At 73.6% G+C, this 19,320-nt stretch carries 16 protein-coding genes and 2 riboswitches; of the genes, 13 read left to right on the forward strand and 3 right to left on the reverse strand.

Going from position 1 to position 19,320, the window contains the following annotated elements; genetic code table 11:
• The first annotated feature begins 99 nt into the window (after nt 1-99).
• Both ML5_RS22295 and ML5_RS22300 read left to right on the forward strand, forming a co-directional pair.
• The gene (locus ML5_RS22295; RefSeq protein WP_013476263.1) at nt 100-1,425 is read left to right on the forward strand and encodes a polysaccharide pyruvyl transferase family protein; all 1,326 of its coding nucleotides are present in this window, start codon (nt 100-102) and stop codon (nt 1,423-1,425) included.
• Between the two features lie 301 nt (nt 1,426-1,726).
• Nucleotides 1,727-3,430, forward strand: a complete 1,704-nt coding sequence (locus ML5_RS22300; protein WP_013476264.1) for a tetratricopeptide repeat protein — start codon at nt 1,727-1,729, stop codon at nt 3,428-3,430.
• Nucleotides 3,431-3,495: 65 nt separating this feature from the next.
• On the opposite strand, the gene ML5_RS22305 is transcribed toward ML5_RS22300, so the two are convergent.
• A complete protein-coding gene (locus ML5_RS22305) occupies nt 3,496-3,936 on the reverse strand; it encodes a hypothetical protein (protein WP_013287086.1) in 441 nt (146 codons plus the stop codon).
• 170 nt (nt 3,937-4,106) lie between these two features.
• Here ML5_RS22305 and ML5_RS22310 point away from each other — a divergent pair, with 170 nt between their 5' ends.
• From ML5_RS22310 to ML5_RS22350, 9 genes are all read left to right on the forward strand, one after another.
• The gene (locus ML5_RS22310) at nt 4,107-5,699 is read left to right on the forward strand and encodes a beta-1,3-glucanase family protein (protein WP_013476265.1); all 1,593 of its coding nucleotides are present in this window, start codon (nt 4,107-4,109) and stop codon (nt 5,697-5,699) included.
• Between the two features lie 178 nt (nt 5,700-5,877).
• Entirely contained in the window at nt 5,878-7,038 is a 1,161-nt protein-coding gene (locus ML5_RS22315; protein WP_013476266.1) for an alkaline phosphatase PhoX, read from the forward strand.
• 129 nt (nt 7,039-7,167) lie between these two features.
• Nucleotides 7,168-7,304, forward strand: a riboswitch (cobalamin riboswitch).
• A gap of 98 nt (nt 7,305-7,402) precedes the next feature.
• Nucleotides 7,403-8,446, forward strand: coding sequence for a peptidase (locus ML5_RS22320; protein ID WP_013476267.1), 1,044 nt, complete (start codon nt 7,403-7,405; stop codon nt 8,444-8,446).
• Nucleotides 8,447-8,481: 35 nt separating this feature from the next.
• On the forward strand, nt 8,482-8,967 hold the full coding sequence (locus tag ML5_RS22325) for a hypothetical protein (protein ID WP_013476268.1): 486 nt from the start codon (nt 8,482-8,484) through the stop codon (nt 8,965-8,967).
• 131 nt (nt 8,968-9,098) lie between these two features.
• A riboswitch (cobalamin riboswitch) is annotated at nt 9,099-9,172 on the forward strand.
• A 158-nt stretch (nt 9,173-9,330) separates the two neighbouring features.
• The gene (locus tag ML5_RS22330; protein WP_013476269.1) at nt 9,331-10,785 is read left to right on the forward strand and encodes a prenyltransferase/squalene oxidase repeat-containing protein; all 1,455 of its coding nucleotides are present in this window, start codon (nt 9,331-9,333) and stop codon (nt 10,783-10,785) included.
• Nucleotides 10,782-11,690, forward strand: coding sequence for a hypothetical protein (locus tag ML5_RS22335; protein WP_013476270.1), 909 nt, complete (start codon nt 10,782-10,784; stop codon nt 11,688-11,690). Before ML5_RS22330 ends, ML5_RS22335 begins: the two co-directional genes overlap by 4 nt.
• On the forward strand, nt 11,683-12,927 hold the full coding sequence (locus ML5_RS22340) for a CbiQ family ECF transporter T component (RefSeq protein WP_013476271.1): 1,245 nt from the start codon (nt 11,683-11,685) through the stop codon (nt 12,925-12,927). The genes ML5_RS22335 and ML5_RS22340 overlap by 8 nt, the downstream gene beginning before the upstream one ends.
• Entirely contained in the window at nt 12,924-14,555 is a 1,632-nt protein-coding gene (locus ML5_RS22345) for an ABC transporter ATP-binding protein (RefSeq protein ID WP_013476272.1), read from the forward strand. The genes ML5_RS22340 and ML5_RS22345 overlap by 4 nt, the downstream gene beginning before the upstream one ends.
• Nucleotides 14,552-15,508 carry an ECF transporter S component gene (locus tag ML5_RS22350; RefSeq protein ID WP_013476273.1) on the forward strand — a complete coding sequence of 319 codons (957 nt, stop codon included), beginning with the start codon at nt 14,552-14,554 and terminating at the stop codon, nt 15,506-15,508. The genes ML5_RS22345 and ML5_RS22350 overlap by 4 nt, the downstream gene beginning before the upstream one ends.
• Here ML5_RS22350 and ML5_RS22355 read toward each other — a convergent pair.
• A complete protein-coding gene (locus ML5_RS22355; protein ID WP_013476274.1) occupies nt 15,455-16,093 on the reverse strand; it encodes a response regulator transcription factor in 639 nt (212 codons plus the stop codon). The genes ML5_RS22350 and ML5_RS22355 overlap by 54 nt on opposite strands.
• A complete protein-coding gene (locus ML5_RS22360) occupies nt 16,090-17,310 on the reverse strand; it encodes a sensor histidine kinase (protein ID WP_013476275.1) in 1,221 nt (406 codons plus the stop codon). Before ML5_RS22360 ends, ML5_RS22355 begins: the two co-directional genes overlap by 4 nt.
• A gap of 222 nt (nt 17,311-17,532) precedes the next feature.
• Between ML5_RS22360 and ML5_RS22365 the strand changes: the two genes are divergently transcribed.
• Both ML5_RS22365 and ML5_RS22370 read left to right on the forward strand, forming a co-directional pair.
• Nucleotides 17,533-18,573: an ABC transporter permease gene (locus ML5_RS22365; RefSeq protein WP_222948030.1), complete on the forward strand. Its 1,041-nt coding sequence runs from the start codon at nt 17,533-17,535 to the stop codon at nt 18,571-18,573.
• Nucleotides 18,570-19,253: an ABC transporter ATP-binding protein gene (locus ML5_RS22370; RefSeq protein ID WP_013476276.1), complete on the forward strand. Its 684-nt coding sequence runs from the start codon at nt 18,570-18,572 to the stop codon at nt 19,251-19,253. Before ML5_RS22365 ends, ML5_RS22370 begins: the two co-directional genes overlap by 4 nt.
• The last annotated feature ends 67 nt before the right edge of the window (nt 19,254-19,320 follow it).

The following is a 19,320-nucleotide window of genomic DNA, read 5'->3' on the forward strand; positions in this document are numbered from 1 at the left end:
ATTTCGGTTCCTGCACGGAACGGGGCCGTGCCCGGCCGGTCGCGCCGCTTCGGCCTCGCCGGGCGCCGTGGCGTCCGGGACGAAGGGTGGACACCCCGGATGCACCAGCGGATCCTGCTGCGAGCCCGCAAGGGCCCGTTCGACGTCGTCACCGCCGAGGAGACCTACGAGCGGGACTGGATCGGCAAGAACAGCGGCAACCTGGTCTTCAGCCACGCCGCGCACAAGCTGCTGTCCACCTCGACGGCGGAGATCACCCCGTCGCGGTTCCGGACGGACCCGCGCGATGCCGACGAGATCAACGAGAAGTACGACGTCTTCGTGATCCCGCTGGCGAACGCGTTCCGCCACGACTACGTGAACCGGTTGACGTCGATGACCCGGCTGATCGAGCGGCTCAAGATCCCGGTGGTGGTGCTCGGGGTCGGGGCGCAGACCGACGTGGACGGCGACCGGGAGTACCTGCGTCCGATCGACGAGCCGGTGAAGGCGTTCTGCCGGGCGGTGCTGGACCGATCGCACAGCATCGGCGTACGCGGCGAGATCAGCGAGAACTACCTGCGGACGCTGGGCTTCTCCGCCGTCGAGCAGATCGGCTGTCCGTCGATGTTCCTGCACGGCGACAGCCTCCGGGTCGAGAAGGCGAAGGCGACCCTGGACACCGAGGATCGGCTCGCGTTCGTCATCTCGCCGTACGTCCGCGCGTTGGCCCCGATCGTCCAGCACCACCACCAGCGCTACCCGAATCTGCGCTACGTGGCGCAGGGCCTGTACACCCTCGGCACCCTGCTCTACGGCGACGCACCGAAGTTGCGCGGCAAGACCGACGACATGCCGATCCACACCTCACACCCGCTCTTCGTCGAGGACAAGGTGCGGATGTTCATGGACCCGTGGCCCTGGATGGAGTATCTCTCCGGATTCGACTTCGCCTTCGGCACCCGGATCCACGGCACCATCACGGCGCTGATCTCCGGCACTCCCGGGTATCTCCTCGCACACGACTCGCGCACCCTGGAACTGGCCCGCTACTTCGACATCCCGCACCGGTTGATGCGCGACGTGCCGGCCGACGTCGACGCCGCCCGACTCTACGAGGAAGCCGACTACACGGCCCTGAACGAGGGCCACAAGGAGCGCTTCGCGCGGATCACCGCGTTCCTCGCCAAGCACGACCTCGGCCTGTCGTTCGCCGACGGGGACAGCGCCACCCGCTTCGACGAGCAGGTCCGCCGAACCGTCTACCCGCCGGCGGTCCGGCCGGCCTCCGCCTACACGGCCGAGGAACTGCTGACGCGCATCCAATGGCTGCGGGACGAGAACCGGACGCTGCAGCAGAAGCTCACGGCACGCCGCGCGCAGCCACTGCGCGACCAGGTCAAGCAAGCGGTGGGCCGCCGGGTCCGCCGGATGCTGTCGCGCTGACCGTCGTACGCCTGCTCGGCAGCGGAATGGCCGGCGCCGCGACGGCGGCGTTCGGCGTGGCGGTGCGATCAGCCCGCCGCGAATCGCGAGAACCCTTCTTATTTCCATCGACCGGCATTACGCTCTGGGCCAGCCCTGAGGTGCATCACATCGGAGGTTCCTATGAGGACGATGACCATCCGTCGCACGACTGCACTCCGCCTGGTGTCCGGCGCACGCCGCCTGTGGATCGAGTGGTGCTGGTAACTGCCGGCCCGGCGGGCGCTCCCGGGCGCCCGCCCCTGCGGCGGTGGGCCCTGCGGTGACGGACGGGGCGGAGCGCTACGACTGCCACCGCGACCACGGGCCGTACGCCGGGGTCTCGGCCTTCCTCGGCCGGGTCGCCGCCGACCGGCCCCGCCTGGCGGCCCGGCACGCGGTCGAACTGCACGCGATCGCCCCCCAGCTCGACCCGGCGGCCCGGCCGGCCGCCGAGGAGGAGCCGATCCGCTTCCACCCCGCCCGCCGTACCGCCTGCCTGGCCTACGGCGCGGCGGAACTCGTGGCGGCCTGGGCCGGCACGCTCCGGCGGCCCGTCACCGTCCGGTTCGATCACGTCGCCGGCGCCGACGAGACGACAGCCGAACTGCTGGACGCGCTGGCCCGCCGGCTCGGGCCGGCCCCGGTGCGCCTCGACCTGCGCGACGACGGTGCCCCCGATCCGGCGCCCGACGAGCGCACCCCGCAGGCGCTGCGACGGGCCCTGGGCGACAGCCTGGCCCGCGGCTACTACCACCACGCGGCCCGGGTCGCCCGGCGCGGGCGGGCGGCGGTCACCCCCGACGGCGACCTGCGGCACTGGTGGGCGTTCACCACCGGCCTGGCCACCGCCCTGGCGGCCCTGAACCGGGCCGCCGAGGCGCTCGACCTCTACGACGAGGCGCGGGCCGTCACCGACGACCCGAAGATCACTATGTCGGCGGCGTACGCCACCGCCATGCTGCACGCCCGGCACCTGCCGGCGGCCGACCAGGACCCGGCGCTGGCCCGGCACTGGCTGGAGGTGGCGCTGCGCCTCGCCGCCGAACTGGCCGACCCACGCCGGCGGCTGCTGTCGACGGTCTTCTACGAGCAGGGCCTGGCGCTGCTGGACAGCCGGGCCGGCCGGCCCGACCGCGCGCTGCGGCTCGTCGACGACGGGCTGACCCGGCTGACGGCCGCGCTCGGCCCCGGCGAACGCCCGCAGGACCTGGCCCGGCTGCGCCACAACCGGGCGCAGGTTCACCTCGCGCTGGGCGACCCGGCGCGGGCGCTGGCCGATCTGGACACCGTGATCGCCCACGACCCCGACAACTGCGAGTACTACGTGGACCGCGCCGCCCTCCACCGGGCGGCGGGCCGGACCCGAGCCGCGATCAGGGACTACGACGCCGCCATCCGGCTGGGACCGCATCTGCCCGAGGCGTACTACAACCGGGCCGTGCTCCAGCAGGAGCGGGGCCGCCCCGAGCGGGCTCGCGCCGACCTGGAGCGGGTGCTCGCCATCGAACCGGGGCACCTCGACGCCCGGATCGCCCTGGTCAACCTGCACGTGGAGCGCGGCGCGCTGGATGCCGCCGAGGCGGGTGCGCGGGCCGGGCTGGCCGGCGCTCCGCAGGAGCCCGCGCTGCTGTGCACCCTGGGCCTGGTCCTCGCCGAGCGCGGCCGGCCCGCCGAGGCCGACGAACTGCTCACCCGGGCCCTGAACGGGGACCCCGAACTGGTGGAGGCGTGGACGAACCGGGCGGCCACCCGGTTCGAGCGCGGCGACGTGGCCGCCGCGCTCGCCGACCTGGACCGGGCGGTGGCGCTGTCGGAGGCCCCCGTGCCGCGCTACAACCGGGGTACGGCCCTGGCCCGGCTGGGCCGGTGGGACGAGGCGGCCCGCGACTTCGCCCAGGCGCTCGCCCAGCCCGGCCTGGACCGGGCCCTGCGCCGGGATCTGCGCGCGGAACTCACCAGGTGCCGCCGGGCGCTGGCCGTCTGACCCGGCCCGGCCGGGGAGCCGGCGCTCATCGTGCGCCGGTCCCGGTCCGGGGGAGGGGAGCGGGTTCAGCAGCCCTGGCGGCGGCTGTAGATCTGGTGGCGCTCACCGGCCCATCCGATGTAGCCGACCGCCTCGACGCAGTAGTTCGCCGTACCGGTGACGGCGACCGGGCCGGCGTAATAGCTGAAGTCACCGGAATTGGTGTCCGCGCCGCCCGACCGGGTGCAGTGCGCGCCCTCGCCCGACCGCTCCGCGCAGCGGTAGATCTGCACGAAGGTGGGCGCCGACCTCCCGTACGCCGCGCCGCGGTGGTAGAAGCAGGCGCTGTTGGTGCCCCCGTTGCTGCTGTTGTAGTAGATCACCAGTTCACCGAGCCCGGACGACTGCACCTGGCTGTAGGTGATGGTCCCCGAGCAGGAGCCGGCCGCCTGGGCGGCGGGGGCGCCGACAGTCAGGCCCGCCGCGACGGTCACCAGCGCCGTCAGCGCCGAAAGCATGCGTTTCATGTACCTACCTACCCAATCCACAGTCGACTGTTCCGTAGTGGATCTTAATCAACCGGTGACCTTCGCCGTGACCCTGGTCCATAGGCAGCCACCTATTGACAAACAATATTAACAATTGGACCCTCTGAGAGAGCGCTCTCCCGTCCCCCCGTCTCCCGCGAGGTGTCCCCATGCGTCTCCGAAGAAGGCTGCTCGCCGCCGCGTCCGCCCTGCTCGCCGGGCTCACCGGCGCCGTCGTCGCCACGCCCGCCCAGGCGGTCGGACCGGCGTTGCTGCCGGTCACCGTCACCAACACCACCGGCCGCAGCGACCCGGTCCACCTCTACGTCATCGGCGTCCAGCTGTCCTCCGGCCGACTCGGCTACGTCACCTCCGGCGGCACCTTCGTACCGTGGACCGGCGGGCAGCTCCCGCCGTCGCCCGCGCCGGACGTCTCCATACCGGGCCCCGGCAACGGCGGCAGCACCACGATCCAGTTCCCCCGCGGCTTCTCCGGCCGGGCCTACTTCTCCCTCGGGCAGAAGCTCAAGTTCTTCCTCACCCCGGACGGACTGGTGCAGCCCGCGCCCTGGGCGGCCGGTGACGCGAACCGCGACATCCTCTTCGACTGGAGCGAGTTCACCTACAACGACTCCGGGCTGTGGCTCAACAGCTCCCAGGTCGACATGTTCGCGATCCCGCACGCGGTCACCGTGACCGGCGCCAACGGCGTCACCAAGCGCACCGGCGACGTGGTGGCCAACGGACGCAACGCGGTCATCGACGGGATCCGGGCGCAGCCGGGCTGGGCCGGCACCGTCCACACCCGCTCCGACGGGACCGTCCTGCGCGTCCTGGCTCCGGGCAAGGCGGCCGGGGCCGGCCTGCTCAGCACCACGTACCTGGACTCGTACATCGCGTCCGCGTGGAACGCGTACACCACGAAGACCCTGACCGTGGCGCCCTTCGCCGACCAGCCGGCCATCCGGTACTACGGCCGCACCTCGGGCAACACCATGACCTTCACCAACGGCAGCGGCCAGGTCGTCGCCTCCTTCAACCGGCCCTCCTCGGCCAGCGTCTGGGGCTGCGACGGCGACCTGCCCGCGCCGAACGACCAGGTGGTCGGCCCGATCTCGCGTACGCTCTGCGCCGCCCTCAACCGAGGCACGCTCGGCACCGTCGACACCCAGCCCAGCACGAACGCCGCCGACTTCTACCGCAGCAACCCCACCAACCAGTACGCCCGCCTGATCCACGCCAACATGACCGACGGCCGGGCGTACGCGTTCGCCTTCGACGACGTCGGCGGATTCGAGTCGCTGGTGCACGACGGCGATCCCCGTTCGGCCGGACTGATCCTCAGCCCGTTCACCGGCGGTGGCGGCGGCACCCCGACCACCGGGGTGCCAGTGGTCAGCAACTGGAACAACAAGTGCATCGACGTGCCGAGCTCCAACTTCGTCGACCGCGCGCCGTTGCAGATGTGGAACTGCAACAACACCAACGCGCAGAAGTGGACGTTCAGCGGCACGGCGCTCAAGAGCCAGAACAACAAGTGCATGGACATCGACGCCGGGTCCACCGCGAACGGGGCGGCGGTGCAGCTCTACACCTGCAACGGCACCGGCGCCCAGCAGTTCACCCTGAACGCGGCCGGAGACCTGGTCAACCTCCAGGCCGGCAAGTGCGTCGACATCAAGGACTGGAACGGCAACGACGGCGCGAGGCTCCAGCTCTGGGACTGCGGGGGCACGGCCAACCAGAAGTGGCGCAAGGGCTGACCAGCCATGCGAACGGTGGCGGGGGCCGACCGCGAGTCGCTCCCGTCACCGGCAGGCGACGGACGAGACGGCCGGTGACACGACGCCGCGCACCGAGGCGTCCATCGACGTTCATCCAACAGATCGATGTGCGTAAGCTCCGCCCGGTCAGATCTGGGGAACCTACCGAGGAGGTTCCATGGATCGTCGAGCAATGCTGCGGGCCACTGTCGTCGGTGCGGGCGCTGTCGCGCTGCCGTTCACCGCGTGGTCGGCGGCGTACGGAGCCCCGGCGCAGAACGCGGCGGGCCCCTACGGTGGGCTCCAGCCCGCCGACGCCAACGGCATCCAGTTGCCGGCCGGCTTCACCAGCTCGATCGTCGCACGATCCCGTCGGACGGTGCCGGGGACGTCGTACACCTGGCACGACGCTCCGGACGGTGGCGCCGTGTTCCCGAACGGCACCGGCTGGATCTACGTGTCGAACTCCGAGGTGTCAGCCGGTGCGGGCGGCGGTGCCTCACGCCTCGTCTTCGACTCCAGCGGCACCGTGGTCGGGGCGTCGCGGATCCTCTCCGGCACCAACAACAACTGCGCCGGGGGCAAGACACCGTGGAACACCTGGCTCTCCTGCGAGGAGGTGTCCCTGGGCCGGGTCTTCGAGACGTACCCCCTCGGCGGGACCGCCGTGGCGCGTCCCGCGCTGGGCCGGTTCAAGCACGAGGCGGCCGCGGCCGACCCGGTCCGCCGGGTCGTCTACCTGACCGAGGACGAGACCGACGGCAAGTTCTACCGGTTCGTGCCGACCACCTGGGGCGACCTCTCCGCCGGAACCCTCCAGGTCTTCCGCGCCGGTACGGCGACCTCCGGCACGTTCACCTGGGCCACGGTGCCCGACCCGGACGGCTCGCCCACCCCGACCCGGCAGCAGGTGTCCGGCGCGAAGACGTTCAACGGCGGCGAGGGCTGTCACTACGCGGATGACACCGTCTGGTTCACCACGAAGGGCGACAACCGCGTGTGGCAGGTCAACCTGGCCGCCGGCACGTACGAGCTCGCCTACGACGACAACCTGGTCAGTCCGGGCACCCCTCCGCTGACCGGGGTCGACAACATCACCGGGTCCACTGCCGGTGACCTGTACGTCGCGGAGGACGGCGGGAACATGGAGATCTGCATGATCACGCCCGACGACAAGATCTCGGTCTTCCTGCGGATCACCGGACAGAGCGGTTCGGAGATCACCGGGCCGGCGTTCACCCCGGCGGGGGACCGGCTGTACTTCTCGTCGCAACGCGGCACGACCGGCTCGTCCTCCGGCGGCATCACCTACTGCGTCACCGGGCCGTTCCGCCGATGACCGGCTCCCGGCCCCGCTGACAGTGACCACGCGGTGGAGGACGCCCGGTCTTCACCGGGCGTCCTGCCGGCCGTCACGGCACGTGTCCGGTTCCTGGCGCATTGACATCGGTGCTCCGGCCACAGCAGACTGTCGCGACAACTGAACCACCGCGTGTACGTGCGGGGGAAGACCGGTCGAAATCCGGCGCTGGCCCGCAACGGTAGGCCGCCCAGAGAGATCTGCGGCGGCGAGCCCGAATACCCGTCGTACGCGTGTATCCGCTCCCCACCCGTCGTGGCCCACGGGTCGGAGTCCCGGTCGACGCGGCGTTGCCGCGGTCGTCCGGGCTTTCGACGACCGCCGGGCCGGAAAGGCGCTTCCGATGGTCGTCCGCCGAAGCCGGCACCGCCTGCTCGCGCTCCTCTGCGGCGTACTCGCCGCTCTCACCCTCACCACACCCGCCGTCGCCGCCCCCGAGCGCGCCGCCCTCACCCGCCCGGAGGCCGCCGGCGGCTGGCTCGCCCGGCAACTCGTCGACGGCGAACGCTTCGAGGCGGTCTTCGACGGTGTCGCGTACCCCGACCAGGGGCTGACCCTCGACGCCGTGTTCGCCTTCGCCGCCACCGGCGTCGCCGACGACCACGGCGCCGACGCGCTGGCCTGGGTCGCCCGGCCGGACATCCGCGACGGCTACCTCGGCGACGGCGCCTCCGAGGCGTACGCGGGTGCGACCGCCAAGCTCGCCCTCGCCGTGCAGGTGCGCGGCGGCGACCCGGCCGACGTCGGCGGGGTGGACCTGATCGCCCGGCTGCGCTCGCTCCAGACGCCGGCCGGCAGGTTCAGCGACCGGTCCGCGTACGGCGACTACAGCAACGCGTTCAGCCAATCCTTCGCGCTGCTGGCGCTGGACCGTACGGCGGGCGGAGCGCCACCGGCGGCGGCCGCCTGGCTGGCCGGCACCCGGTGCCCGGACGGCGGCTACCCGCTGCTGCCCGCGCAACCGGTCTGCACGTCCGACGTGGACGCCACCGCGCTCGCGGCACAGGCGCTGCGCGCCGCGGACCGTCCGGCCGACGCCGCCGCCGGGCTGCGCTGGCTGGTGTCCGTTCAGCGTGCCGACGGCGGCTTCGCCAACGCGGGCGGCACGCCGAACGCCAACAGCACCGGCCTCGCCGCGCAGGCCCTGCGCGACGGCCACCGGCTGCCGGCCTGGGCGCGGGCCCGGGCATTCCTCGCCGGACTCCAGGTCGGCTGCGCCGGGGCGCCGGCCGACAGGGGCGCTGTCGACTTCGACGGCGGCGGCTTCGATCCGGCCACCGCACCCCGGGCGACCGCCCAGGCCGTCCTCGGTCTCACCGGGATCGGGTACGCCCGTCTGTCCGCCGCCGGCGCCGACCCCGGCGCACCGGCACTCGCCTGCCCGTGAACCCCTTCGCCGCGCACCCGATCACAGGAGGATCCGTGTTCCGTCATCGTTCCACAGTCCGCACCTGGCTGGCCGGCCTGCTGGCCGCCGTCGTGGCCGGCGTCGCGCTGACCGCAGTCGAGCCCGCGCCCCGGGCGGCGCACGCCGCCGCCTGCACCGGCACCTCGGGAGTCACTGTGGTCGTCGACTTCGCCGCGCTCGGCGGCGGCGTCCAGGTCGCCTGTGCGCCGGGCGATCCGGCCACCGGCCTGGCCGCGCTCCAGGCCGCCGGCTTCACAGTCACCGGCACCGCCCGCTGGGGCCTGGCCTTCGTCTGCCGGATCAACGGCAAGCCCACCGCCGCGACCGAGCCGTGCGTCAACACCCCGCCGGCCACGGCGTACTGGTCGTACTGGCATGCGTCCAGCGGCGGCTCCTGGTCCTACAGCACGTCGGGGGCGGCCGGCTACAACCCCGCGCCGGGCAGTGTCGAGGGCTGGTCCTTCGGCGCCGGCGCCCCGCCGAGCATCGCCGCTCCCTGAACCGCCGCTTCTAAGTGGTGTGACCGGCGGCGCACCGGGTGCCGGCAACTGCTCTGGCGTCGTCGCGCGCCCGGGCGGTACGGTGTCGGCACCCGGTGCTCCGGGCACACAACTGCATACGTCCCGCGCGGGGGGAAGCCGGTTCGAAGCCGGCGCTGACCCGCAACCGTGAGCGAGAGTCCCCCTTTCGCGAGCCGGAATGCCCCGCCCGGGACGAGCGGCTTCCACTGTCGAGGTCTACAGGGTGAAGTCCGGGCCGCCGAGGTCCGACCACCCCGCTCACCGCAGCACGCGGAGCGGGGTGTCCGTTTCTCGGGGTGCTTTCCGGAGGTTTCACCGACCGCTCTGCGAAAGGCACCCCTGATGCCCCTGTCCCGGCGTCTCACCACCGGCCTCGGTATGGCCACGGTGACGGCTCTCGCCGCGATCACCGGCGCCCCGCCGGCCGTTGTCGCGGCACCCGCCCCGGCCCACGTCACAGCCGCCCGCGAGGCCGCGTCCTGGCTGGCCGGCGAGTTCACCGACGGTTCGCTGCCCGGCCCGTTCGCCCCCGAGGACTGGGGGCTGACCATCGACGGACTGGTCGCGCTGTCCGCCACCGGCGTCGACGCGCCGACCCGGCAGGCGGCAACCGCGCAGGTCGCGAGACACGTACGGTCCTACAACAGCTACGACGACTGGGGCATCGAGGGCTTCACCGACGGCGGGGCCACCGCCAAGATGCTCTACGCCGCGGCCGCCGCCGACGCGGACCCCACCGACTTCGGCGGCTACGACCTGCGGGCGGAAACGCTGTCGCTGATCGCCCCGGCCGACGCCGGGCACCAGCGGGGGCGGATCACCAGCCGTACCACCGCCGACAGCGGCCCGGACGCCAGCAACACCTTCGACCAGTCCTTCGCCGTGCTCGGCCTGGCCCGCAGTGGCGACCTGCCACAGGACACCGTGGACTTCCTGATCCGGCAGCAGTGTGCGGCAGGTGGCTTCCGGCTCTACCCGGACGCCGCCGACGGACCCTCGCCGTCCTGCGACGACCAGCCCGGCGCCACCCTCGACGTCGACTCGACAGCGATGGCCGTGCAGGCGTTGCTGGCCGCCGCCGAGGACGGCGCCACCGGCGCCGGCGACGCCGCCCGCAAGGGCGCCGACTGGCTGGTCACCCAGCAGCACACCGACGGCTCCTTCGGCGGCTCCGGACCGACCACCGGCGCGAACTCCAACAGCACCGGCCTGGCCGGGCAGGCCCTCGCCGCCGCCGGCCGCGACGACGAGGCCGCCCGGGCGGCGAAGGCCCTGGCCGCGCTGCAGCTCACCGCGGGCAACGGTGGGGCGGCCTCCGCCGACGCCGGCGCGATCGCCTACAACACCGACGGGTTCACGACTGCCGCCGCGGCCGGGATCACCGACACCGACCGGGACCAGTGGCGCCGGGCCACCGCGCAGGCATTGCTCGGGCTGGCTCAGGTTCCGCTGGGCCGGATCGGCCTCGACCCGCCGCCCACGTCGCATCCCACCCCGACCGGCACGGCCTCGCCCACCGCGCCCGCCACGCCCACCGCGTCTCCCACGCTCACCACGTCGCCTCCGCCGACCGGCACCGCCGGCCCGACGCCGAGCGTGACCAGCCCTCCGGCGACACCCGCGCCCACGACCGCGGCGCCGACCACCGCCGCTCCGCCGATCACGACCCCGGCCGCGTCAGGGCTGGGCGGGCTGCCGACCACCGGCGCGGCGATCGGCAGCTACCTGCTGATCGCGCTGCTGCTGATCGGTGGCGGAGTGACACTGCTCGTGCTCGGCCGACGGCGGGCGGGATGAGCCTCCGCGCCGCCCGCGGTGCGCTGGCCGTCGCCCTGGTCACCGCGGGCACCACGATCGGACCGGGCGGTCCTGCGGTGGCCGCCGGGTCGGCCGGATACTGCCCGGACGCCTCCGGGGTGACAGTCGTGGTGGACTTCAACGAACTCGGCGGCGGAACGGTGGTGCGCTGCGCGCCGGGCGCCCAGGCCAGCGGCCTCGCGGCGCTCAAGAACGCGGGCTTCCCGATCACCGGAACCCTGCGCTGGGGTGAGGGGTTCATCTGCCGGATCGACGGCAAGCCGTCGGCCGCGACGGAGAAGTGCGTCGACACGCCGCCGGCGAGCGCCTACTGGTCGTACTGGCACGCGCCGAACGGCGGCAGTTGGACGTACAGCGACAAGGGTGTGCTCAACCGCAAGCCGGCGGCCGGCAGCTTCGAGGGCTGGTCGTTCTCCCTCAACCGCAACGCCGATGACGCGCCTCGTCCCGGCGCCGCGCCGAAACGCCCCGCCCCTCCACCGCCGCCACCACCGCCCCCTCCGCCGCCGCCCATGGGCGGCGGGCCGGTGGCGCCACCACCGGCGGGAGGAACCGTCGCACCGCCGCCGGTCGCCGGTGGCCGGCCCGGCGAGCCCACGCGGCCGGCCGGCACCTCCGGCCCGCCGGCCTCCGTCAGCCCGCCGGCCTCCGCCGGCGCGTCACCGACGGCCGGTACGCCGACCCTGGCGGCGACGCCGGGTGCCGCCACCGGAACGGCACCGCAGGGCTCCTCCGACGAGCCGGTGGTGACAGATGTCGCCGCGTCCCGTGACGACGACGGCCTGCCGCTGGGCACGATCGCCGGGGTGCTGCTGCTCGCCGTGCTCGCCACCGGCGCGCTGGTCGCGGCCCGACGACGCCGTGCCGCCGACCCGGATGACTGACGCCACGGCCACCGGGTCGCGGACGGCTGACGCCGGCCGGCTGCCGGGCCGGTGGCCGGTGTGGTGGCTACCCCGAGGGCTGCACCCGGGCGCATGGTGGCTGTGGGCGCTCGGCCTGGCCACCGCGGCCAGCCACACCACGAATCCGCTGCCGCTGGCCCTGCTCGTCGCCGTCGCCGGTCTGGTGGTGGTGCGCCGCCGGGGCGACGCGCCGTGGGCGTTGGCGTTCCGCATGTATGTCTGGCTCGGCGCGGTGATCGTCACGATGCGCGTCGTGTTCCGGATCGTGTTCGGCGGCGGCCAGGGCGAGCACATCCTGGTCCGGCTGCCGGAGATCCCGCTGCCCGAGTGGGCGGCGGGCATCCGCCTGTTCGGACCGGTCGCCGTCGAGCAGATCCTCGGTGGCTTCTACGACGGGCTGCGGCTGGCGACGATGCTGGTCTGCCTCGGGGCGGCGAACGCCCTGGCCAACCCGAAACGGCTGCTCAAGGCCGTACCCGGAGCGCTGTACGCGGTCGGCACCGCCGTCGTGGTCGCGTTGTCGGTCGCCCCGCAGCTGGTGGAGAGCGTGCTTCGGGTCCGCCGGGCCCGTCGGCTGCGCGGCGCGTCCGGCCGGGGGATGCGGGCGCTGCGCGGTGTCGCCCTGCCGGTGCTGGCCGACGCGTTGGACCGGTCCCTGGCCCTCGCGGCGGCGATGGACTCCCGTGGTTACGGCCGCACCGCGGCGGTGCCCGCCGGGCAGCGAACCGTCACCGGCGCGCTCGTGCTCGGCGGGCTGGTCGGCGTGTGTGCCGGCACCTACGGGCTGCTCGACACCGCCGCACCCGGCTACCTGGGGCTGCCGATGCTCCTGGCCGGACTGACCGCCGCCGTGACCGGCATGCTGCTCGCCGGCCGCCGGGTCCGCCGCAGCCGGTACCGACCGGACCGCTGGCGCCCGGCCGAGCTGCTCGTGGCCGGCTGCGGGGTGGCCGCCGCGGCACTGACCATGCTCGCCGGCTCGGTGGACCCGGAACTGCTCTACCCGCCGGTCAGCCCGCTCACCTGGCCCCAGCTGACCCCGCTGATGCTTCTCGCCGTGGGCGTCGCGGCGGCACCCGCCTGGCTGGCGCCGCCACCACCGCCGACGGCACGTGCCGGACGCCCGCCGGCGGTGGACCGGCCGTTCCCCGTCACGGACGTGCCGGCAGACGGAGAGCGCGCCGCGACGGCGACGACACCGGGAGACCGCCCATGATCATTTTAGACCGGGTCACCGTCCACTACGCCGAGGGCGGCCCGCCGCCGTTGCGGGACGTGACGCTCCGCATCGAGGAGGGTGAACTCTGCCTGGTCGCGGGTCGTACCGGCGCCGGAAAGTCGACGCTGCTGCGGGCGATCAACGGCCTCGTCCCGCACTTCACCGGCGGCACCCTGCACGGCGCCGTCACCGTCGACGGCAGGGACACCCGAACGCACCCGCCGCGCGATCTCGCCGACGTCGTCGGCGTGGTCGGCCAGGACCCGCTGGCCGGGTTCGTCACCGACACCGTCGAGGAGGAACTGGCGTACGGGATGGAGCAGCTCGCCCTGTCACCCGCGGTGATGCGCAAGCGGGTGGAGGAGACCCTGGACCTGCTCGGCATCGCCGACCTGCGCGACCGGCCGCTGCGGACGCTGTCCGGCGGGCAGCAACAGCGGGTCGCCATCGGCGCGGTGCTCACCGCGCACCCCCGGGTGCTGGTGCTCGACGAACCCACGTCCGCGCTGGACCCGACCGCCGCGGAGGACGTGCTCGCCACCGTCACCCGACTGGTGCACGACCTCGGAGTGACAGTGGTCCTGGCCGAGCACCGGTTGGAGCGTGTCCTGCAGTACGCCGACCGGCTGCTGTACCTGCCCGGCGACGGCCGCGTCCACGACGGGACACCGGCGACCGGGCTGGCCCGCATCGACATCGCGCCACCCCTGATCGAGCTGGGTCGCCTCGCCGGCTGGACACCGCTGCCGCTGTCGGTCCGTGACGCCCGCCGACGGGCGTCCGACCTGCGGCACCGGCTCGCCGGCGTGGCACCGCCGCCGGTCCCGGCGGGCGCGGACACCGGCCCCACGCTGACCGCGCGGAAGATCGTCGTACGGTATCCGGGGACCGTCGCGGTGGCCGGTGTCGACCTCGATCTGCGCGCCGGACGGGTCGTCGCGTTGATGGGCCGCAACGGATCCGGCAAGTCCAGCCTGCTCTGGGCGGTGCAGGGCAGCGGCCCTCGCCACGGCGGCACCGTGGCCGTGACCGGGCCGCAGGGCACCGTCGATCCGAAGGCCCTGCCGGCCGGTCAGGCCCGCCGGCACGTCGGTTTCGTCCCGCAGAACTCCGGCGACCTGCTCTACCTGGAGACCGTCGACGCGGAGTGCGCCCAGGCCGACCGGGAGACGGACGTGCCGGCCGGCACCTGCCGGGCGCTGGTGGACCAGCTCGTCCCCGGACTGCCCGGTGACCGGCACCCCCGGGACCTGTCCGAGGGACAGCGGCTCGCCCTCGCGCTCGCCGTGCAGCTCACCGCCGCTCCGCCGGTGGTCCTGCTCGACGAGCCGACCCGCGGCCTGGACTACCACGCCAAGCGGCAGTTCACCGCCGTCGTCCGGATGCTGGCCGGCGACGGCCGGGCGGTGGTGGTCGCCACCCACGACGTCGAACTCGTCGCGACCCTCGCCGATCGGGTGATCGTGATGGCCGAGGGGGAGATCGTCTCCGACGGCACCACCGCAGAGGTCATGCTGGCCTCGCCGGCGTTCGCGCCGCAGGTGGCCAAGGTTCTCGCCCCCGCACCCTGGCTGACAGTGGAACAGGTCACCGCCGCGATCAACGCGACCGGGGCACCGGTATGAGTGTCCTGCGGGTCGCCCCGCGTACCGCTGTGGTGCTGACCCTCGCCTCGGCCGCCGCGCTGGCCACCTTCACCTGGCCCTTCTTCGTCCCCGCACACCCGGAGACCACCGCCCGCACCGGCGAGGCGCCGCTGGTCTTCATCGTCATGCTGCCGGTACTCGTGGCGCTCGTCCTCGCCGAACTCACCTCCGGCGGTATCGACAGCAAAGCCCTGGCGATGCTCGGCGTACTCGCCGCCGTCAACGCCGCCCTGCGTCCCCTGGGCGCGGGGACCGCGGGCATCGAGACGGTGTTCTTCCTGCTCGTCCTCGCCGGCCGGGTCTTCGGACCCGGGTTCGGGTTCCTGCTCGGCGCCACGTCGCTGTTCGCCTCCGCCCTGCTCACCGCCGGCGTCGGGCCGTGGCTGCCGTTCCAGATGCTCTGCGCCTCCTGGATCGGCCTCGGCGCCGGCCTGCTCCCGGCCCGGCTGCGCGGCCGCGCCGAGGTCGCCGTCCTGGCCGGGTACGGGGCTCTCGCCGCCTACGGCTACGGCCTGCTGATGAACCTGTGGTTCTGGCCGTTCAGCGTCGGCGCGGACACCCAGCTGTCCTACGTCGCCGGCGCCCCCGTACTGGAGAACCTGCACCGTCTCGCCCTGTTCACCGCCGTCACCTCCACCTTCGGCTGGGACACCGGCCGCGCGATCACCACCGCCGTGGCGATCGTCCTCGTCGGTCCGGCCGTCCTCGCCGCGCTGCGCCGCGCCGTCCGGCGGGCCGCGTTCGGCGCGCCGGTCACCTTCGCCACGGCGTGCGACCCGCCCACGCGCCGGGCGGACGGCGACGACGTGACCACGCCCGGCGTCCCGCTGTCGTCCTCGCGTCAGGACGGAGACGTCGTGACCGGGCACGCGCTCGGATCAGCGGCGGATCAGGCCGAGTTCGGTGGCGGAGGCGACGGCCGCGGTGCGTGAGTCGACGCCGAGTTTGGCGTAGATGCGGGCCAGGTGGGACTTGACGGTGCCTTCGGTCAGGTGCAGGCGGGTGCCGATGCTGTGGTTGGACAAACCGTCGGCGACCAGGGCGAGAACCTCGGTCTCACGTCGGGTCAGGGCGGTGCCCGGCGTGCGCAGCCGGTTCATCAGCCGGTTCGCGACGGTGGGCGCCAGCGTGGTGCGTCCGGCGGCGGCGGTGCGGACGGCGGCAGCCAGGTCTTCGGGTGGGGCGTCCTTGAGGAGGTAGCCGGTGGCACCGGCCTCGATGGCGGGCAGTGTGTCGGCGTCGGAGTCGTAGGTGGTGACGATCAGCACGCGCGGCGCTCCCGGGCGGGCGGTGATCCGGGCGGTGGCTTCGGCGCCGCCCATGCCCTTCCCGAACTGCAGGTCCATCAGCACGACGTCGATGTCGCCTTCGCCTGCACGGGTGACGGCCTCCTCGGCGGTGGCGGCTTCGGCCACGACGACGAGGCCGGGTTCGGTTTCCAGCACGGCGCGCAGTCCGGCCCGTACGACCGGGTGGTCGTCGGCCAGGAGGAGGCGGACGGGGACGTTGTCGGTCACGGGCGGCCCTCGGGCTCGGTCCTGCTGGGCGGGGTGAGGGGAAGCTCGGCGGTCAGGGCGGTGCCGTGGCCGGGCGCGGATTCGACGGCCAGGGTGCCGCCGAGGGCGTTCATACGGGCGCGCATGGCCGTCAGGCCGAAGCCGCCGCTGTCGACGTCGGGGGCGGGCAGACGGTCGGGGTCGAAGCCTTGCCCGTTGTCGACGACGTGAAGGGCGATGCGGTCGCCGAGACAGCTGAGGGTGACCTCGGCCGTGGTGGCCCGGGCGTGGCGGACCGTGTTCGCGAGGGCGGACTGGGCGATACGCAGGAGCGCCACCTCGTGGGCGGTCGACAGCGATACGGGGGCGCCGACGAGGTGGAAGCGGGCGGCGAGGCGGTGGCGGGCGCTGGTGGTGGTGCACAGGCGTTCCAGGGCGCCGGCCAGGGTGGTGCCTTCCAGGGTGGGCGGGGTGAGTGCGGCGACGAAGCGGCGGGCCTCGGCGAGGTTGTCCACGGCGACCTGGCGGGCCGCGTCGACGTGGCCGGAGGCGGCACCGGGCCGGCCGGGCAGGGCGCGCTCGGCGGCGCGCAGCAGCAGCTGGATGCTGGACAGGCCCTGGGCGAGGGTGTCGTGGATCTCGCGGGCCAGACGCTCGCGTTCGGCGAGTACGCCGGCCGTGTGCTCGGCCCGGGCCAGGTCGGCCCGGGTGGCGGTGAGTTCCTCGATCAGCTGCCTGCGCTGTTCGCTCTCCCGATACAGGGCCTGGTATCCCCACACCACCCCGACGGCGACGGCGGCGCCGAGCGCGGGACCGATCACCGTGGCCGCGGTGAAGGAGCCGGTGTGGGCACCGAACCCGGCGACGGCCGCCGCGGCGGTGGCGATCACGGCAGCCAGGCCGGCGCGGCGCGGCAGCAGGTGGAGCTGGAGGAAGTACAGCGGGAAGGCCACCCAGATCGCATCGGGGGACAGGCCCAGCAACACCAGCCACGCGGCGCCCACGGCGGCCAGCCACCAGGCGGCGGCCCACCGCGAGCGGCGGATGCGGGGGAGGAGCGGCCCGATGGCGTACGCCAGGCCGCACGCCACCGACGCAGCGACGATCGATCCGGCGCGGGGCCGGTCGTCGGCCACCGCCCGGCCGGCGGCCAGGACGAGCAGGCCGATGATCAGCAGGTGCAGGCACCAGGCCAGGGCTCGGGTGGTCGGGGTCAGGGCAGGGGCAGCGGTGCTCACAGTGCGTCCCACGTTACCGAGGCCGGCGCCCCGGGGGCCTCTATCGAAAGTTAGAACCCGTGCGCCGTCCTTCGGCCCGCGAAGTGCCCGCCTACGCCAGACGCGGACACGGGCGCCGGCCGCGATGGTGGAGTCGTACCGCTTCCACCGCCGAAAGGACAGGCCACTGCCGTGTTTGTCGCCTGGAGAGATCTGAAGTTCGCCAAGGGACGCTTCGCCCTGATGGGGACCGTCATCGTGCTGATCACCCTGCTGGTCGGGCTGCTGTCGGGGTTGACGGCCGGACTGGGCCGGCAGAACGTCTCCGCCATCACCGGCCTGCCCGCCGACAGGATCGCCTTCCAGGCCCCCGGCGAGGGCCAGGGCGTGTCGTACTCCAACTCCACAGTCACCGAGAAGCAGTGGCAGCAGTGGGCCGAGGCGCCCGGAGTGACAGGTGCCGAACCGCTGGGCATCGCCACGACCAGGGCCACCGCCGGAAACAGGAGCGCCGGGGTCTCCGCCTTCGGCGTCCGGCCCGGCTCCCACCTGGCCCCCGGCAGCGGCCGGATCGACGGCCGCTCGGCAGTGCTGTCCACCAGGGCCGCCGACGACCTCGGTGTGAAGGCCGGTGACTCCGTCACCCTCGCCGGGCAGCGACTGACAGTGGCGGCCGTACGCGGCGACGCCTCCTTCAGTCACACCCCTGTGGTGTGGATCAGCTTGGACGTGTGGCAGAAGATCGCGCCTCCCACCGGCACCGGCGGCGGCAGCCCGGCGGCCACCGTCGTCGCCCTGACCACCACCTCGGGGGCCGATCTGGTGGCCACCGACCGGCAGGCGGGCACCAAGACGGTCTCCGTCGACGACTCGCTGTCCGCGATCGGCTCCTACACCTCCGAGAACGGCTCCCTGCAGCTGATGCGCGGCTTCCTGTTCGCCATCTCCGCCCTCGTCATCGGAGCGTTCTTCACCGTCTGGACGATCCAGCGCAGCGGCGACGTCGCAGTGCTCAAGGCACTCGGCGCCTCGACCGCCACCCTTCTCAAGGACGCCATCGGGCAGGCCGTCGTCCTGCTCGCCGGCGGCACCCTGCTCGGCACCGGCATCGCCGCCGCGCTCGGCGCCCTCGTCGCCGGATCGGCTGTGCCGTTCGTCCTCACTCCGGTGACCGTCCTCCTTCCCGCGGCCGTGATGGTCGTCCTCGGCGCCCTCGGAGCCGCCCTGGCCATCCGCCGCATCACCTCCGTCGACCCGCTGACCGCCCTGGGGAGCGCCCGATGAGCCTGAACCTGACCGACATCACCCTCACCTACCCCGACGGCGAGGGCCGCCTGACCGCCCTCGACCGCGTCACCCTGGACGTGCCCAAGGGCAGCCTCACCGCCGTGATCGGCCCCTCCGGCTCCGGCAAGTCCAGCCTCCTCGCGGTCGCCGCGACCCTCATCACCCCCGACACCGGCACCGTCACCGTCGACGGCACCCCGACTACCGGTCTCATTCGGGCCGAACTCGCCGACCTGCGCCGCCGCAAGATCGGCATCGTCTTCCAGCAGCCCAACCTGCTGCCCTCCCTCACCGCCGCCGAGCAGCTCCAGGTCATGGCCCAGATCGACGGCCGCCCACCGGCCAGAGCCCGTACCCGCGCCGTGGAACTGCTCGACGCGGTCGGCCTCGCCGGCCAGGCCGACCGCCGGCCGCACCAGCTCTCCGGCGGCCAGCGCCAGCGCGTCAACATCGCCCGCGCCCTGATGAACAACCCCACCGTCCTGCTCGTCGACGAACCCACCAGCGCCCTCGACCACGAACGCGGCGCCGCCGTCATCGACCTGATCACCCGCCTCACCCACCAGCAGGCCACCGCCACCGTCCTGGTCACCCACGACCGCACCCACCTCACCGCCGTCGACCAGATCGCCGAGGTCCACGACGGCCGCCTCCACGTTCCGGCACCAGCCCGCTGAAGCGGGTGTTCCGGGGGCGGGTCGGCGCAGCGGCCTGCGGGCTGCTGTCGACGTCGTGATCCAATGA

Source organism: Micromonospora sp. L5, from assembly GCF_000177655.2.
In the GTDB taxonomy this organism is placed as follows: domain Bacteria; phylum Actinomycetota; class Actinomycetes; order Mycobacteriales; family Micromonosporaceae; genus Micromonospora; species Micromonospora aurantiaca.

Excerpts from the sequence above, each read along its gene's own strand:
- ML5_RS22320 (WP_013476267.1), top strand. The coding sequence starts at position 7,403 with ATGGTCGTCCGCCGAAGCCGGCACCGCCTGCTCGCGCTCCTCTGCGGC.
- ML5_RS22305 (WP_013287086.1), bottom strand. The coding sequence starts at position 3,936 with ATGAAACGCATGCTTTCGGCGCTGACGGCGCTGGTGACCGTCGCGGCG.
- ML5_RS22370 (WP_013476276.1), top strand. The coding sequence starts at position 18,570 with ATGAGCCTGAACCTGACCGACATCACCCTCACCTACCCCGACGGCGAG.
- ML5_RS22345 (WP_013476272.1), top strand. The coding sequence starts at position 12,924 with ATGATCATTTTAGACCGGGTCACCGTCCACTACGCCGAGGGCGGCCCG.
- ML5_RS22350 (WP_013476273.1), top strand. The coding sequence starts at position 14,552 with ATGAGTGTCCTGCGGGTCGCCCCGCGTACCGCTGTGGTGCTGACCCTC.
- ML5_RS22365 (WP_222948030.1), top strand. The coding sequence starts at position 17,533 with ATGGGGACCGTCATCGTGCTGATCACCCTGCTGGTCGGGCTGCTGTCG.
- ML5_RS22340 (WP_013476271.1), top strand. The coding sequence starts at position 11,683 with ATGACTGACGCCACGGCCACCGGGTCGCGGACGGCTGACGCCGGCCGG.
- ML5_RS22330 (WP_013476269.1), top strand. The coding sequence starts at position 9,331 with ATGCCCCTGTCCCGGCGTCTCACCACCGGCCTCGGTATGGCCACGGTG.
- ML5_RS22310 (WP_013476265.1), top strand. The coding sequence starts at position 4,107 with ATGCGTCTCCGAAGAAGGCTGCTCGCCGCCGCGTCCGCCCTGCTCGCC.
- ML5_RS22315 (WP_013476266.1), top strand. The coding sequence starts at position 5,878 with ATGGATCGTCGAGCAATGCTGCGGGCCACTGTCGTCGGTGCGGGCGCT.
- ML5_RS22335 (WP_013476270.1), top strand. The coding sequence starts at position 10,782 with ATGAGCCTCCGCGCCGCCCGCGGTGCGCTGGCCGTCGCCCTGGTCACC.
- ML5_RS22295 (WP_013476263.1), top strand. The coding sequence starts at position 100 with ATGCACCAGCGGATCCTGCTGCGAGCCCGCAAGGGCCCGTTCGACGTC.